Raw genomic sequence first — 16,299 nt, 5'->3', positions numbered from 1 at the left:
AGAACGATGCACTCTCCAACGTGATCTGCGCCAAGATGAGGACGCCAGCATGACTGCCTTGCGAAAATCTGCCGTCATGAAACAGTCAGCCCACGACACCGAACTTCTTGCACGGATCAGGCACAGACGGAACGCGCTTGTCGGGCTATGGGCTGCCACGGTGCTCGATCGTGACGACCAGGAAGCCTATTGCGCCGAGTTGTCAGCACTTGCCGGCATGGGGGATGCAGTCTTGCTTGACCGGTTGCGCCGCGATTTCGAAGCCGCTGGCGTACCCGTCATAGACGAAGTTCTCCAGGATCGAATCGTCGCTCTTCTGGAAAACGCCGCACAGGATCTGCGAAGCCGCAGATAGGGCAGAAGCAAAGAACCGGCCCGCACGAAACTTTCCGCGCGGGCGCTGGTCAACGTGGATCAGATTTCGAACTGATAGCTCTTCGGAACAAAGCGATAGCCCGTGTCCAGCTTCTCGACGAAGCCGACGGCCGGGAACGGCATGTGGTAGCCAACGAAAGCAATGCGGTCGGCGGCCAGCATATCGAAGACGCGCTTGCGGGTGGCGGCAGCGGCGGTCTTGTCCATGTCGAAGCGGACTTCCCAGTCCGGACGCTGAAGCGACAAGACATAGTGGTTGGCGGTATCTGCCGTGACGACCAGCTGACGACCTTCCGATTCCAGACGATAGATCATATGCCCTGGGGAATGGCCGAAAGCTGCCATACCCGTGATGCCGGAAACAACTGAACCGCCATCGCCGATGAAGGTCATTTTTTCCGCCAGCGGTACGACCTTTTCGAGAACGTTCTTGTGGCCGTTTTCAGCCGGCGTTCCCATGCGTGCGGGGTCGGCCCAGAAGTCGTATTCGGTCTGCGCCGTCACATAACGTGCATTCGGAAAGGTCGGAGCGCCCCCTTCCGTCAGACCACCAATGTGGTCTCCATGCATGTGGGTCAGGACGACAATCGTCACATCTGCCGGGGTGTAGCCGTTCGCAGCAAGACCTTCGACCAGTCGGCCCATACCGTTTGCACGCGCGCCTTCCCCAAGGCCTGTATCAAAGAGCACAACGTCAGAACCGGTGTTCACGAGAACGGGTGAAAAGCCATTAACGAATTTGTCGGCAGGCAGAAAGTTTGCCTGGAGAAGCTCACCGACAGCTTCCGGGGTTTGGTTCGTGCCGAAGGTCTCCTGCGGATTGTCGGCGGCACGCGACCCATCGCGGACAACCACCACATCGAAGCTCCCGAGCTTGAAACGGTCAGTTTCCGGTCCTATAGCTGATGCATCCGTTGCAGCAGGCGCTGCATCCTGCGCAAAAGCAGCGCGGTTCATGATCATGGGTGCCGCCAAGGCTAAACCCGCTCCACCCAACAATATACGTCTATTCACGGAAATCATCGCCATCTCCTCATTGCAAAACCCTAACCCTGTCATTCGGGCACACCCGAAATAGGCCTGTGACGATCAACGGAAAGCATTCTCACAGCTTCGTGAAACCGACCCGGGCAAGACAGAGGCGCCCTGGCTGAACTCCCAGTATTCATGGGGCACACCTCATAATTTTGCATTCCGGGAGATTTCACCTGGCAGCAGAATGGGCTAGAACAGCCTTCCTGCTTTCGATGTGCCTTTCTGCACGTCCCGGATCCCCATTGATGAACCGCATAACTCCGCTGATTCTTGCTGTTGCTCTGTTCATGGAGCAGATGGACTCGACCGTCATTGCGACTGCCCTGCCGACAATTGCGGCCGATCTCGGGGTCGGAGCAATCACGCTGAAGCTGGCGCTTACCTCCTACATGCTGGCGCTTGCCATCTTCATTCCGGTGAGCGGCTGGGTGGCAGACCGCTTTGGAGCGAAGCTGGTATTCCGGCTTGCTATCGTTGTCTTCATGATGGGCTCTGTTCTTTGCGCTCTCGCCGATTCCCTCTACTTTTTCGTTGCTGCGCGCTTTCTCCAGGGCATCGGCGGCGCGATGATGACGCCTGTCGGGCGGCTGCTCTTGTTGCGAACCACCAAGCGCAGCGATCTGGTTTCGGCCATGGCGCTTCTGACGATTCCTGCCCTTCTCGGGCCAATCACCGGGCCGCCCGTAGGCGGCTTTATAACGACCTTTGCAAGCTGGCACTGGATCTTCCTGATCAACATCCCGATTGGAATTGCCGGTCTGATCCTTTCGAGCATCTATCTGCCGGATGTGGCTCCCATGCCGACCGCCAAGCTGGACTGGCTGGGCTTCATCTACTGCGCCCTTGCGGCATCGGGCATTGTTTTCGGGGTTTCGGTGATCAGCCTTCCGGCCCTGCCGGTTCATGTTGGTCTGGGCTGCATGGGCGTTGGCGTCATTGCCGCGACCCTCTACATCCGTCATGCGCGACGGCGTCCCGCTCCGCTGCTCGATTTCTCTCTCTTTGCCAATGTCACCTTCAGAGCATCAATCATTGGCGGCGCAATCTTTCGGCTTGCAGCCGGTGCGATCCCGTTTCTGTTGCCGCTGATGCTACAGCTCGGTTTCGGCATGTCGGCTTTCCAGTCCGGCATGACGACATTCGTGGCAGCAATCGGTGCCATCAGCACCAAATTCCTGGCGAGACGGACATTCCAGCGATTTGGCTTCAGAAGCGTGCTGATCTTCGCAACCGTAGCCGGGGCTGTCACAACAATGGCGACCGCCTTCTTCACGCCTGAGACGCCAATCGCGCTGATCATGGCGATCCTTCTTGTCGGAGGGTTCTTCCGATCCTTCTTCTTCACCGGCGTCAACACACTTGGCTATGCCGAGGTAGATGATCGCGATGCGAGCCAGGCAACCTCGATCACCTCCGTGCTGCAGCAGGTCGGCCTTGCGCTGGGTGTAGCGGTTGCCGCTGCCATCCTGGAAGCCAGCACGCGACTCAGCGGCGAACCACTTTCGCTGAGCGACTTTCACATTGCTTTTGCCTTGGTGGGCGGTCTTTCACTGCTGTCCGTCATTCCGTTCCTTAGCATGTCCAAGGATGCTGGTGCGGATGTTTCAGGCCATAAGCAAGCCGCTATCGACGAGAACATGCCGGTGAAGTGACGCCGGCTCGTATAATCTAGCGTGCCCTATCCGGGCTTTTCGCAGAGAGCCGACAGCTTGTTACCGTCGGGGTCTCGAACGTAGCAGGCATAAAAGTTCGGATGATGGGACCGGATGCCGGGGGCGCCGTCATCTGTTCCACCATGGGCAAGCGCCGCTTCCCAGAAGGCGTCAACCGCTGCTCGGCTGGCAGCTTCAAAGCACGGCATCGAGCCATTGCCGACGGTCGCCGGTCTGCCATCATAAGGACGGGTGACCCAGAGGCGGCGACGGCTATCGCCGGGCATACCGTAACCAACCTCGTCTGTCTCAGTCGCGCCCCGGACAACGCCGAGCGTCGCCATGACCGCGTCATAGAAACGCGCCGCGCGGGCGACGTCATTGGTGCCGAGAGTGATATAGCTGAACATGGTCACCTCCTGCTCAAGCCTGATCTTCTTCGGAATCGACCTCACGAGGATCGAAGTCCGGGGTACCTTCACGGCCCTCATCAAGACCGGCTGTCTGGCCGGCTCTGCGCCCCTTGAAGCCTTTGGCGAGAAGGAACATCTCGACGGATTCCTGGCGGGATGATGCGGGCTTGATGTGCAGCACCTGCCTGAAATTCTGCTTCAGCATCGTCAGCAAGTCCTTCTCCGTGCCACCCTGGAAGGTCTTGGCGAGAAAGTGGCCCCCCTCACCCAATACCTCCACCGCGAAATAGGCTGCGACCTCGCATAGATGCATGGTTCGAAGGTGGTCCGTTTTCTGGTGCCCGGTGGTTGGAGCCGCCATGTCGGAGATGACAAGGTCGGGCGTGCCGCCAACCGCTTCCATCAAGAGACGTGGCGCGTCCGGGTCGAGAAAATCGAGCTGCAGGATCTTCACGCCGGGAAGCTGCGCCATTTCGAGGAAGTCGATCGCGGCGACCCGCACATCTTCATCCGTCGATCCCGTCACCTTGGCGGCAATCTGCGACCAGCTGCCAGGGGCTGCCCCCAGATCGATGATACGGCGCGCCCCTTTCAGGATCTGATGTTTTTCGTCGATTTCGAGCAGCTTGAAGGCCGCACGCGCGCGGTAGCCTTCAAGCTTGGCGCGCTGGACATAGGGATCATTGATGTGACGCTCGATCCAGCGACGCGAGGAGGCCTTCAGCTTGCCCTTCTTGACCTTCTGACCGAGCTTGCGGCCAACGGGTGGTTTCGACATGGCTCAATCTTCCTTCGTCTGCGGCGGGCGGCGGTAACGTCCACGACGCCACACACCGTCATCGGCCATCATATCGGTGAGCAACCCCTCACGCAGTCCCCTGTCGGCAACGCGCATGCGGGTCGAGGGCCAGCGCCGGCGAATGGCCTCAAGGATGGCGCAACCGGCCAGCACCAGATCCGCACGATCCGGACCGATGCAGGGATTGGCAGCGCGCCCGGCGAAATCCCAGGAGAGAAGCTTTGCCTGCATGGCCGTCACTTCGGCATCCGTCAGCCACAGACCATCGACGCGACGACGATCATAACGCGGCAGATCGAGATGAACCCCCGCGAGTGTCGTCACAGTCCCGGATGTCCCGATGAGGTAGAAATCGCCACTGCCGTCGTGAATATCCGGGCAATCAAAACGCGCCAGCATGTTTTCCACTTCGGCCGTCATGGCGGCAAAGACTTCCGGCGTCACATCCCGTCCGCCATGGCGTTCCGACAAGGTTACGACGCCGACCGGAAGCGATGTCCAGTGGGTGATGTGATTGGCGAGCCGGCTGGAGCGATTTTCATCAATCCGCAAAACCGCAATCTCCGAGGAGCCACCACCGATATCGAAGAGAACCACGGAACGCGCCTCACGCCCGACAAGCGATGAGCAGCCGGACACGGCCAGACGCGCCTCGGTCTCGCGATTGATGATTTCGAGCCGGAGCCCCGTCTCCTGCGTCACGCGCGCGAGGAATGCTTCCCCGTTTTCCGCCGCACGGCAGGCCTCAGTCGCAATCAGCCGATGGCGGCGAATGCTGCGTCCGGACAGCTTGTTGGAGCAGATCTTCAGGGCCTCGACCGCCCGATCCATGGCATCCTGAGAAAGTCGTCCATTGGCTCCCAGACCTTCTCCCAGTCGCACGATGCGGGAAAAGGCATCGACGACGCGGAACTGGCCTGGACGCGTTGGCTGGGCAATCAGAAGACGGCAATTGTTGGTGCCGAGATCGAGTGCCGCATAAAGGTCATCGGAGAAACGGTCCGATCCCTGGAATGACGACCGGGGCCTGTCGCCCAGAGATGACGCTTTAAGGTCGGACGACGTTGCAACCTTTGCCGTCTGCTCCAGCCTGTCGTTCTGCGGGAGCCTTGCCTGGATCTGCTGTGAGGGGGCCGGCGGTGCCGATCCCGTCAGCGGGCGGATCTTCGAGTTTCGTCGATTGCGATTTTTCTTCCGTTTGCGACCATGGGCAGGCCCAGCGTCTGGGCGATTATCGCCATCCAGAGGAGCGACCGCCTCGCGCGTTCCTGATGGACTTGCTGCAGCCTGGGAAGACGCATCCGGTCGCAAGGACTGGGACTTGCCCCGCCTACGGCGCTTGCGTTTGCGGATGGGGCCATCCGCATCAGAAATATCGGAACGTCGCGCACGGTCCGACTCTTGCGTCGGGACCGTCAGAGCCGGGTTTACGGCGCCGCTTGAAGCAGACACCTTTTTCCTGGCCTTGCCGCGCCGGCGGGTTCCCCCATTCCTGCGCTTTGCTGTCGACGCCCCCTCGCTTTTCGGCGTTTCGCCGCGATCGGGGTCTGTCACTGCTCTATCCACCGCACCGCGCAAGGACATCGAAAAACCGATGCTGCCGCAGGCGCCATATTTGTTTCGTTGAACTAAACATAACAGCGCAACAGCTTTGAGCCAAACGGTTTTTGGCAAGCTTATCAAGGCGACGGATCGCGATATCGCCACACAGCGGGACGCCACGATCTTCACCATCAACAAAAAGCACGAAAAAAATCTCCTCCAGCCCTTTGCAATGGCAGCACTTTTGGCTATAAGCCCGCTCACTGACGGAGCCACCGGCTCCCTGTTGGGGAATAGTTCAATGGTAGAACGACGGACTCTGACTCCGTTAATCTTGGTTCGAATCCAGGTTCCCCAGCCAACCTCTCTTTTTTCATATTTTTCAATGACTTAGGTGATCCGAGCAAACCGCTACCGGAACAGTTTCCCGCATCACTTTTCCGGACCACGCCGACCTGAGACCGACGCATGGGGGCGCTCTCTGTAAGCACATCCCTGCCCGCCCGCCTTTTGAGAGTCCCGAGCAGGGTGATTTGGTTCTCCGCTGGACGATTCCAGCGGAAATCGTCCCGTTCGGTTCTTTTTCGTGCAAACGCTCTCCTATTGTGCTTTATTCGTCCCGAAAGGGATGATTCATATGTGGACGATCTCAGACAGCGTAGCACTTGGCCAGCTGATCCATGCTGAGCGCAAGCGTCAGCAACTTACCCAGGAGCAACTTGCCGGCGTCGCGGGCGTGGGCGTTCGGTTCGTGCGCGAGCTCGAAAGCGGCAAGGAAAGCTGTCGTGTCGGACTTGCTTTGACCGTCCTTCAGACGCTCGGCTTGACCGTGAACATCACCAACCGCGGAGCTTCCTCATGAGCCGTGTGCTGGACGTCTACCTAAAAGATAGGAAGGCCGGCGAGCTCAAGCAGGACAGCGACGCCGCCCTCACCTTCACCTATGACAGCAACTACCTCGCCAATGATCCGGTCGCCTTGTCGATGTCGCTCCCGGTGAGAGAAGAGCCATTCCTCGATCGAATCGCCCGCCCCTTCTTCTCTGGCCTCTTGCCTGATGAAGGCGCCAGACGTCGATTGGCTGCAGCGCTGGGCATATCCTCAGCCAATGCCTTCGGGCTGCTCGAGGTTATCGGTGGGGAATGTGCGGGCGCCCTATCACTTGTCCCGCCAGGACAGCTCCCACCGGCTTCGACGACAGACGATGCCGAAGCACTCGATGAGAAGCGCCTGGAAGAGATCCTTTCCCTGCTCAGACAGAGGCCCTTGCTGGGCGGGGAAGGTGACGTGCGTCTTTCGCTTGCCGGCGCTCAGGACAAGCTGGCTGTCACTATTCTCAACGGTCAGATATTGCTGCCCCGGGGCGGGCGCCCGACGACGCATATCCTAAAACCGTTCATCGAGGGCCTCGATGGCACCGTGGAGAACGAAGTGTTCTGCATGAGCCTTGGACGCCGTCTCGGCCTTGACGTTCCTGCTGTGTCGAAGGGCACGGCTGGCAAGATCGATTACTTTCTGGTCGAGCGCTACGATCGCCTGACGCTGGAAGACGGGCGGATCGAGCGGCTGCACCAGGAAGACGTGTGCCAGGCGCTGAGCGTGCCCCCGGAGCTGAAGTATGAGGAAGAAGGTGGCCCTGGCATCAGTGAGTGCCTCCAGCTGATCCGGCAGACGACGGCCAAGCCTGCGGCCGAGACATTGCGCTTCCAGCGAATGCTGATGTTCCACTACCTGATTGGCAATGCCGACGCACATGCCAAGAATTATGCCCTGATCTATCGTGGGAAAGTGCCGGACCTGGCACCCATGTATGATGCCATCTGCACGGCTGCCTATCCACGACTGTCAAAGAAGATGGCGATGGCACTCGGCGGTAGGTCACTGCCAGACACGATCCAGATGGAGCACTGGGCATCGCTCGTGCCGTCCAATAAGGGCGCTACGCGCATGCTGGCCGGAGAGCTGATGCGCATGGCTGACGCGATCGGACCGGAAGCGGATACGCTGATGGAAGAGATGTCAGAGACGGGCAGCGCCCATCCGATCTTGAAGACCGTCCGGAAAATCATCGACACCAGATGCACGCTGATACGGAGGGCGCTCGAAAAGACGAACCTGTAGCCGCTGTTGTCGTCCATCGTCTTCGTCTCGCAGTCGACCATTCGGAGGCAGTTTTGTTCTGCCAGCTCGGTCCAAAGTATCACAATGCGAAAGCGAGCCAGCCGCCCCGAGGCGGGGAATGGCAGCGATCCTAGGGATCGATCGCTGACCTGAGACACAGGTGCTCCCACGCGACAGCTCTTCTTGCCGTGGTTGACTATGGTCCGCTGGCGCCACGCGAAGACTCGCCGCATGGCAACAATTGCCGTATGATCCGCGGATCGAGATTAAATGCGCCTAGCTTGCGGAGCTATGGCGAGACCAGGCTTCAATCAACTCAAGGCGTCATCGAAGAAAGGATCAACAATGACCGAGAATGACGCCCACAGCGGAACCGACGAAAAGGGTTCGCCTCACACAGTCTCGAGCACCGATCAGCCCAGATCACCTACCAACCAAGCTCGCCCCATTTCCGAGGAAGTGGACATCGCCTCGTTCGTCAAGGAATTGCTCGTAAGCGACAAGCTGATCCTCGACCATCTCGAACGGTGCGAGACTGACGAGCGCACCTGACAGCACCTCATGTGCATTAAGGACCCCGCGCTGGCGCCAACTGAAGCCCATAGCGCTGCCTAGATGACGCCTTTCATCCTGAAGTCTGTTGAACGACAAATTCCGGGGCTCACGCTCCTACACCACCGCGAGCTCCTCATTCAACGACGTCGCCTGATGCTGCCCTCTTCAGCAACGTCCGCATCATGTTTCGAGCAAAACTATCAGGGGCCGCACATCTTCAGGTGCTACGCTTCTGACAAAACTCACCCATGCCTCTTCGCCGGCGCTCCGCTCCTGCGGCCCGAGCATGCGCTCCAAGAGGGCAACAGTGTCCGCGCTATAAAACTGCGCGAGCGCCACCCGGAATAGGGCTCGGTCATCGCACTTGAGCACAGCAGCCACCTCGGACACCTTATCGAGCGGCATCTTGGCGGTGCCATGTAGGACAAGCCGGACCAGGCGTCCAGGAGAACCTGATGGGCCATCGATGTCATGGAGGCTAAGACAAGCAGTTGCCATGCACTCAGTGAGATAGTTGCGGATCGGTAAGCTGTTCATGCCGTGCGCTCATTTGTTGATGCTGATGAGTTACTTATAGCGAAGGGGTGCGTGGGGGTGTCTCGGGGGCTGACCGGGCGAAAAGAACCCGCGAGCGGGATGGCAAGGGCTCCATATGAAGCCTCTGGCAGAAATTCTTGGCGCGCACGATGTAGAGCGGATGCGCACCAAGATGCGCCAGTCGGGAATGCCGGAGCGGATTGAGCAGACAGATCGACTGGCCGATGGCGCGGTCAGTCGGTCTTCTTCTTCCTCTTCTTACCCTTCTTACCCTTCTTCGTCTTTTTCTGCTCCTCGCGCGGCTGCTCCCCCTGCGGCTTAGGCTCTTCTCGCAGCTTCACCTCTTCGAATGCTTCAATCATTCGCCACAGGAATTCGCTCAGGTAAGGAAGGTCTTGGGTCTGATGCATGCCTTCAAGGGCGGTGCAGAACAACCTGTTCTCGTCAAGGTTCAGCGCCTGTGCCACAGGCTTCACGAATTCGAGTTTCAGGCGAGCTCTGCCAGTAAGAAGGAAGGTCAGATATGTGCCCCTGATCCCAGCGTCGTATAGCGCGAGCCAAGCGTCATATCCCCTTTCATCAAGGCGCTCATTCAGAATTCCTGCGAGATAGTTCCAGTTCTGGTGATTACCGCCCATGATCGTCTACGCTCCCTTCATTCGGTTGCGCTTCCTGGGACGTGGATCGCTCTCGCCGCCGCCAGCTATCTATGATGGCGTTCACGCGCGGCTGGACGCGACGGCGGGCTTCCACTCGGTCAATCCCGGTGAGCAAAAGAGTGTCGTAGTCGGTGTGGTGGTGGCGCAGGTGCGTTTGCATCGTGATGCCAACCGCCTTGCCTAATGTGGCGCCTGTCCAGTTCTTGCTGGCTATCTCGGCGGCGAACCAGGCAACGGCAAAGTCTGGGCAACCTGGATGCTTCTTCCGGATATGCTTAACTACAGCATCAATCCTGTATTTCGTCATTGCTTGCTCCAACTCAACAAATGGAGCTCACTAACGATCACAGTGGATGCCAGATAAACAAACGCTTATCACTGTGGATTGTGGGGATAAACTGGGATGCTCTGGAAACGCGTTTAGCAACGTGTCCTTGCCGCAACACAATGGGCATCTTTTAGCTGAAAATCGAAGTCCTAGGGTTTCCAAGGAACGTTGATCGGGATGCCTTTAGGTGCCACCGACGTTTTTGGCACCAAACCTCCCATGAGGATTTCCGCAACCTTAAGGCGCACATCAACGTTGGCGCTCACGTTGTCAATGACAACTCAATCCCGCTCATAGTGCCTCGAGCGCCAACCTTTCATGCCAGGAAGTTGACGGAGCCTCACTGCGGCTGCCGTTTAACGCAACATCATGTTGACGGAGCTTTACGTTTAGTTGTCGCTTTAGGCACGAAAACAAAGATTTTCCGCTTTGTGTCAACCTCTGGATCAAGGACACGCGGAAATGTAACAGCTGTGGTCGCGTCACTGAGCTTCTACTGTAACGCCACAATCAGCGGCATCCATTTTGCATTGTAGGCGCAGTCTATGACCACACTGAGTGACTATACAGGCCAGGGGTGAAAAGGTATTTTCCCGAGTCGATACGGACGCTGACGTGGCAAGCGATATTCATGCTGGCTTGAACCAGATGCGCTCCATTGTCGTGGTTCAGCGTCAACAATGCTCCGTCAAATTGATAGCTTTCTGCATCGACGGAGGAGCGTTGGCAGAGCGCCGCCGCCATGTTTTGCCTCTAATCTCCGCCTCGGACCTCCTGTGTAGGTCTAGACTGCGGGAAAAGCGGGAAGCGAGAACAACTAAAACGTGCCTTTTAAATTGGAGTGTCCCGCTAAAGAGCAAGCGTCGGTGGGGGTGAGCTACCCTAGTCCCGACCCAAGCGCAGAAGGCCTCCTTGACGCGGGTTATTATGTTTCTGCCCTTCGCCATCAATGAATATGTCGGAGCCAGCCAGTGAGCATCCCTGAGTCAACCAGGCCCTACTCTCGATACTTATAGGAACTGTAGTAGGCATCGTGCTCTGACATCATATGGGGCGGCCCGGACCCTAATGGGTCGAGCCCCTCAACGGCCTGCTCCGCCCAGTTCAGCCATTCCATTGCTGCGCTCGTCTCGCTCTCCGGCAATTGTGCCACGAGCGCTTGAACTGCGGCGACGAATGCCCTCAGTTCAGAAGCCTCACGGTGTCGCCGAGCAAGCACCTTCAGTTCCCCGACACGGGCAAATTGGATCTGCTCCAGGCGCTTTCGCTCGGCTTCGCGTTTCTCCCGGATTGCGTATTGGAGGGCCTCCTCCTCCCGTTCCAAACGGCGAGCATGAAGGGCTGAACCGGCGGCTGCCAATCCTTCCAGTATGCTGAACATCGTCGCCTCTATCCGCTGCTTCTTCCCGTCGGCCCAATTGACGCGCAGCCCGAGGTAACTGGCGTTTGTTATCGTGAGCTTCAGCAAACCGGACGGCACATGATCGAACTCCGGGATCTTGCGCCACGAATATTCCGCTGCATCCCGCAGTTCCTGCTTGGTCGGAATGTGAGCAATCCTCTCGGTCTGTTCGTGGAAGCTCATCCAGATCTCTTCCTCCTGGATGATTAGACGCCATGCGTCGGTGTCCTGCTTCTGCAGACTCCAGCCTTGCCCATGCATCTCCCGCACCAGCTGGTCAACGAGATCGCAAATTCGCCCGACGGAGCCAGGCGACGTCGTGATTTTGAAGGGTGGCACCGTGATAGTGGCAAAATCCTCATACCATTTAAGTTTTGCGAGCCGCTTGCGGATTGAAGCCACGATCGGATGCGGAGGGAGCGCTATTTGGACGTTCTCGACTGCTCCTGGCTCAACTTCACGAATCTCGACCGGTTTCGCGACCAGGGCACGGCGTGGCACCTTCGGGCTCAGACTGACGATTGAGCCTCTATCAGCCCTCTCTGTCGGCAATTCAGGTCTCTCGACTGCTTTGCCGAAAGCCAGCTTCTGCCAGTATCCAGCTGGTGGAACGGGTATATCGAAGCGTCTGCAGACGTTGGCGAGCGTTTGGCCGGAGACGCCGAATTCTGATCCCAGCTTGTTCAGCGGTGTCGACCAAACCAGCTGGTAGATTTCCTCTCGTGTCTTTTCCATCGCAGCGCATCCAGATGTCCTCTTGCAGGTTGAAAAATGGGGCTGAGACAGAGAATTGGCTTTGATCTGTGTCAGCAGCCTTGATCAGGAAATCCGACTTTAGGTGCCGATTACGGAAGACTAAGTCAGCTCATGCAGTTCGCGGAGTTGTCGTGCTTCGTCGTGTATGAATCTCCTCTGCCAGTTCAGCAAAGCGGACCAGAAACAAGCGGGCGTCTGCAACAGTTATGATTGTCCCCCAGGTTCGTGGGCCGCCGTGGGAGAGCGTATTCCAAACGCGAAGCGACTGTATCTCGCCTTTTGGCCCCGGTAGAAACGTAATGTTGCCGTGCGCGAAGCTGTTGCGCATCAGGCGAACCAGATCTCCCAGACTATTTGGATCGCGGTCTGTCGGACGTTCTTTGGTGATGTTTGGCCAACCGCGAGCTAAAGCATCTGCCAGAGGAATCGCCATTAAGTCGGTCTGTAGCGCTTCCCACGGATGCGCCAGTGCACCAAGAAACGAATTAATCAGCTGTGTGACTTCAAAAGGTCCATCCCCCTGAGCACGCTCTTCGATATAAGCGAGGTTCAGCATCGTTCGGCGCATGATGTCGCGAATTGGTTCGCTAGGCATAACCATGGGACGACAATCTCCGTAACTGGTTTTACTGGGCGGATTTGGGCACTAATGCTGGCCGCCATGCCATTTGTCCAGCTGGCGGCTTAAATCGACACATATGCTCGAACTGCATGGTTGCGCTGCTCTCGACATCGATCAGCAGGCCGGATTCAGCCAGCAACATCCCCTGAGGCAACCAGGCGCTGTGGTGCAGTCGATCGCCCCACGCATAGGGAGGTAGCGCACAGCATCGGCCAATCCCTTCTGATCATAGGTTGAACTGGAATCGACTCCGATTGCGGGCTAAGACCGTGCAAAAGCACATGCAATGGGTGGTTCGTGGATCAGATTACTAACGTCGAAAAGCGCCTCTGGGGTTCGGCAGATACGCTTCGTGCGAACTCGAATTTCGCCAGCAATGAGTATTTCATGCCTGTTATGGGCCTCATCTTTTTGCGCCATGCCTACTCCCGATTCCTGAAGGTTCGTGAGGAAATCATCCCGACCCTTCCAAGCCGAGGCGGCGTGGTTCGGGAACTGACGAAGGAAGATTTTTCACGCCGTGGTTCGATCTATCTGCGGCCTGAGGCGCAGTTCGACACGCTGGTCGGTCTGCCGGAAGGAGAAAGTGCTGCTGCGGCTCTGATCGCTGCGATGGAGAGCATCGAGGCTGACTACGAGACGCTGAAGGGTCTGCTTCCCAAACAGGAATATGCAGAGCTTGATGACGACGTGCTGCGTCAGGTGCTACGCATCTTCAATGATCCGGCGCTGCAGAAGGCCGATGGCGATGTCTTCGGTCGTATCTACGAATATTTTCTGACTCAGTTTGCGGATCAGAAGGCGCATGACAACGGTGAATTCTTCACCCCTGTCAGCATCGTCGAAACCATCGTCAATGTGATCGAGCCCACCCGTGGCAAGGTTATCGACCCGGCCTGCGGCTCAGGCGGCATGTTCGTTCAGTCGGCGCATTTCGTGGAAGCCATGAAGGCCAATCCGAACGAGCAGCTGACCTTCTATGGTATGGAAAAGAACCCAACCACCATTCGGCTCGCCAAGATGAACCTCGCGGTTCACGGGCTGGATGGCGATATCCAAAAGGCGATCAGCTATTACGAAGACCCGCATCAGGACCACGGCCCCTTCGACTATGTGATGGCGAATCCGCCCTTTAACGTTGATGAAATCGACGCGGAAAAGATGAAGGACGACAAGCGCCTGTCCTTCGGTCTGCCCGGCGTCAACAAGACGGGCAAGGTGTCGAACGGCAATTATATCTGGATGTCGTTCTTCCATTCCTACCTGTCGAATCGCGGGCGCGCCGGCATCGTCATGTCCTCGCAGGCCTCATCCGCAGGTGGCAAAGAGGCGGAGGTTCGTCAGGCACTGGTGAAAACTGGCGACGTGGACATCATGATCGCCCTCCGGGGCAACTTCTTCTACACCCGCACGGTGCCTTGCGAGCTTTGGTTCTTCGACAAGGCCAAGCCCGAACATCTGCGTGACAAGGTGCTGATGATCGATGCGCGGCATGTGTTCCGCAAGGTCACGCGCAAGGTCTACGACTTCTCGCCCGAGCAGATGCGCAATCTCACTGCCATCACCTGGCTTTATCGTGGCCAGACAGAGCGTTTCACGGCGCTTGTGCAGGATTATGTGGAAACGGCGCGGGCTGAGGCCGTAGGGGCGGATTTCACCGGCCTGCTTGGAGCGGTTGACGAAGCCATTGCCTTCTTCGTTGCCCATCTCGACGCAGAGGAGGCCCCCATCGAAGCTGCCCAGCAGCTGCGTGCTCAATGCGACGCGTTTGCAGCCGCCGCGGCAAATTTGATTGCCGCTCCAGCCGAGATTGCCGCCTTGAATGAGCGGCTCACAGCCATGCAGCCAGTGGGCGATAAGGCCAAGACGCTGATTAAGGAAATCGACGCACTCTTCAAACTACTGCAAAAGGCGCAAGAGGCGCTGGCGGCCAAAGGCGAACAGCAGATTGCAGAGCAGAGCGGCGAGGCAGCAGCCAAGCGCGTGACGGCAGAGGTGCGCAAGCTCGGCTCCGACGGCAAGAAACTGCTGGCAGCGATCGTTGATGCGCGCATTGTCTTGACCGGCGATCCATCGGTGCAACTGACTGTGACGGGAAGCCTTAAACGCTTCCGCTATTTTGAAGGCCAGGCCCACTGGCTGTTATCGCGCTTTTCGGATGGCGAGCTGCGCGATGTGCAGGGGTTGGTCAAATTGGTCGATCACGCGGAACTGGCCGCGAACGATTACAGCCTGACGCCGGGGCGCTATGTCGGTATCGCGCCCGAGGTCGAGGATGATGAGTTCGATTTCGAAGACGTGCTGCGCGAAATCCATCTGGAACTGGACGGGTTGAACACCGAGGCGGCGGAACTGGCCGAGGTGATTGCGAAGAATTTCGAAGAGTTGCTTGTATGACTTGGACAGATGCAACCCTCGAAGACCTTGTCCTCCTCCAGCGAGGCTTCGACATCACAAAGGCGGAGCAGAGGGACGGTCAAATTCCGGTGATTTCGTCTTCCGGTGTCCAAAGCTACCACAACGTTGCGAAGGTAAAGGGTCCCGGAGTTATCGTTGGCAGGAAGGGTTCTGTCGGAACCGTCTATTATTGCGAAACGGACTATTGGCCACATGATACAACGCTTTGGAGCAAAGACCTTAAAGGCAATGATGCAAAATTCGTTGCTTACTTTCTTCGAACGCTCAACCTGGATCGATTTGACACCGGCAACTCAAATCCCACGCTGAACAGAAATCATATCCACGGTCAGCCGATCAAAAAACCTGACCTCCCCACCCAACAACGCATCGCCTCCATCCTCTCGGCCTATGACGACCTGATTGAGAACAACCGGCGGCGGATTACGTTGCTGGAACAGGCGGCGCGGCTACTTTACCGCGAATGGTTCGTCCACCTCCGCTTTCCCGGCCATGAGACGGCAAAGATTGTTGATGGTTTGCCGGAGGGGTGGACACATTGCTCATTCGCACAGATGGCACAATATCTGAATGGGTTTGCTTTCAAACCACGCCATCTTGGCGAGAACGGGCTTCCGATCGTCAAAATCCCTGAGCTGAAGGCGGGAATTCTGGAAAAGACACCACGGTATGAGGGAAGTGAAGTTCCTGATAAATACCTTTTAAATGATGGCGACCTTATCTTCTCTTGGTCCGGAACCTTGGCAGTCGATTTCTGGAATTCAGGCGCCGCCTATTTGAACCAACACCTCTTCAAGGTAACGCCAAGTGTGGGTTTTTCCGCGGCGTTCCTTCTTGTTGCGATACGGGAATGCATGCCGGTGTTTATGGGTAAGGCAGTTGGCGCTACTATGAAGCATATTAGGCGTTCGGCACTGGACGAAGTTATGCATCTGCTACCGCAAGGGCATATTCTCGCGGACTTCAATCACCGAGCGTCCGAATTGTATGACCAAGTTCAACTTCTCCGCGCCCAAAACCAGAAACTTACCCGCGCCCGCGACCTGCTGCTCCCGCGCCTCATGGATGGACGTATTCCCGTCTAA

15 protein-coding genes and 1 tRNA gene are annotated in these 16,299 nt (G+C 57.6%); 8 read left to right on the top strand and 8 right to left on the bottom strand.

What is annotated here, in order from left to right; all coding sequences use genetic code 11:
- Positions 1-49: 49 nt before the first annotated feature.
- Complete coding sequence (locus FE840_RS07915; RefSeq protein ID WP_138285394.1) at positions 50-355, top strand: ATPase inhibitor subunit zeta; 306 nt, start codon at positions 50-52, stop codon at positions 353-355.
- Between the two features lie 59 nt (positions 356-414).
- Here the strand turns inward: FE840_RS07915 and FE840_RS07910 are convergent, their stop codons facing one another.
- Positions 415-1,398, bottom strand: coding sequence for an MBL fold metallo-hydrolase (locus FE840_RS07910; RefSeq protein WP_138285395.1), 984 nt, complete (start codon positions 1,396-1,398; stop codon positions 415-417).
- Between the two features lie 257 nt (positions 1,399-1,655).
- Between FE840_RS07910 and FE840_RS07905 the strand changes: the two genes are divergently transcribed.
- Positions 1,656-3,062 (top strand): DHA2 family efflux MFS transporter permease subunit, encoded by a 1,407-nt coding sequence (locus FE840_RS07905; protein WP_138285396.1) that lies wholly within the window; start codon positions 1,656-1,658, stop codon positions 3,060-3,062.
- A 26-nt stretch (positions 3,063-3,088) separates the two neighbouring features.
- On the opposite strand, the gene FE840_RS07900 is transcribed toward FE840_RS07905, so the two are convergent.
- From FE840_RS07900 to FE840_RS07890, 3 genes are read right to left on the bottom strand one after another with little or no spacing between them, the layout of a single operon-like run.
- Positions 3,089-3,472 (bottom strand): VOC family protein, encoded by a 384-nt coding sequence (locus tag FE840_RS07900; protein WP_138285397.1) that lies wholly within the window; start codon positions 3,470-3,472, stop codon positions 3,089-3,091.
- Between the two features lie 13 nt (positions 3,473-3,485).
- Positions 3,486-4,253 carry an RlmE family RNA methyltransferase gene (locus tag FE840_RS07895; protein WP_138285398.1) on the bottom strand — a complete coding sequence of 256 codons (768 nt, stop codon included), beginning with the start codon at positions 4,251-4,253 and terminating at the stop codon, positions 3,486-3,488.
- Positions 4,254-4,256: 3 nt separating this feature from the next.
- Positions 4,257-5,828 carry a Ppx/GppA phosphatase family protein gene (locus tag FE840_RS07890; protein WP_138285399.1) on the bottom strand — a complete coding sequence of 524 codons (1,572 nt, stop codon included), beginning with the start codon at positions 5,826-5,828 and terminating at the stop codon, positions 4,257-4,259.
- A 275-nt stretch (positions 5,829-6,103) separates the two neighbouring features.
- Here FE840_RS07890 and FE840_RS07885 point away from each other — a divergent pair.
- The 4 genes from FE840_RS07885 to FE840_RS07870 all read left to right on the top strand — a co-directional run bounded on the left by FE840_RS07885 (position 6,104) and on the right by FE840_RS07870 (position 8,489).
- Positions 6,104-6,177: transfer RNA gene (locus FE840_RS07885), tRNA-Gln, on the top strand.
- Between the two features lie 267 nt (positions 6,178-6,444).
- Complete coding sequence (locus FE840_RS07880; RefSeq protein ID WP_138285977.1) at positions 6,445-6,678, top strand: helix-turn-helix domain-containing protein; 234 nt, start codon at positions 6,445-6,447, stop codon at positions 6,676-6,678.
- A complete protein-coding gene (locus FE840_RS07875) occupies positions 6,675-7,937 on the top strand; it encodes a type II toxin-antitoxin system HipA family toxin (protein WP_138285400.1) in 1,263 nt (420 codons plus the stop codon). Before FE840_RS07880 ends, FE840_RS07875 begins: the two co-directional genes overlap by 4 nt.
- Before the next feature lie 345 nt (positions 7,938-8,282).
- Positions 8,283-8,489 carry a hypothetical protein gene (locus tag FE840_RS07870; RefSeq protein WP_138285401.1) on the top strand — a complete coding sequence of 69 codons (207 nt, stop codon included), beginning with the start codon at positions 8,283-8,285 and terminating at the stop codon, positions 8,487-8,489.
- Between the two features lie 773 nt (positions 8,490-9,262).
- On the opposite strand, the gene FE840_RS07865 is transcribed toward FE840_RS07870, so the two are convergent.
- The 4 genes from FE840_RS07865 to FE840_RS07850 form a co-directional block, all read right to left on the bottom strand.
- The gene (locus FE840_RS07865; protein WP_138285402.1) at positions 9,263-9,667 is read right to left on the bottom strand and encodes a hypothetical protein; all 405 of its coding nucleotides are present in this window, start codon (positions 9,665-9,667) and stop codon (positions 9,263-9,265) included.
- Positions 9,657-9,995, bottom strand: coding sequence for a DUF2293 domain-containing protein (locus tag FE840_RS21105; RefSeq protein ID WP_138285403.1), 339 nt, complete (start codon positions 9,993-9,995; stop codon positions 9,657-9,659). The genes FE840_RS07865 and FE840_RS21105 overlap by 11 nt, the downstream gene beginning before the upstream one ends.
- A gap of 1,018 nt (positions 9,996-11,013) precedes the next feature.
- Positions 11,014-12,153, bottom strand: a complete 1,140-nt coding sequence (locus FE840_RS07855) for a hypothetical protein (protein WP_138285404.1) — start codon at positions 12,151-12,153, stop codon at positions 11,014-11,016.
- Positions 12,154-12,283: 130 nt separating this feature from the next.
- Positions 12,284-12,775, bottom strand: a complete 492-nt coding sequence (locus tag FE840_RS07850) for a HEPN family nuclease (RefSeq protein WP_138285405.1) — start codon at positions 12,773-12,775, stop codon at positions 12,284-12,286.
- Positions 12,776-13,093: 318 nt separating this feature from the next.
- On the opposite strand from FE840_RS07850, the gene FE840_RS07845 reads away from it, so the two are divergent.
- Positions 13,094-15,193: a class I SAM-dependent DNA methyltransferase gene (locus FE840_RS07845; RefSeq protein ID WP_138285406.1), complete on the top strand. Its 2,100-nt coding sequence runs from the start codon at positions 13,094-13,096 to the stop codon at positions 15,191-15,193.
- Positions 15,190-16,299 (top strand): restriction endonuclease subunit S, encoded by a 1,110-nt coding sequence (locus tag FE840_RS07840; protein ID WP_138285407.1) that lies wholly within the window; start codon positions 15,190-15,192, stop codon positions 16,297-16,299. Before FE840_RS07845 ends, FE840_RS07840 begins: the two co-directional genes overlap by 4 nt.

Origin of the sequence: Peteryoungia desertarenae (genome assembly GCF_005860795.2) — a bacterium.
GTDB lineage: Bacteria > Pseudomonadota > Alphaproteobacteria > Rhizobiales > Rhizobiaceae > Allorhizobium > Allorhizobium desertarenae.
The sequence above is the reverse complement of the archived record's forward strand: the minus strand, read 5'-3'. Positions and strand labels throughout refer to the sequence as shown.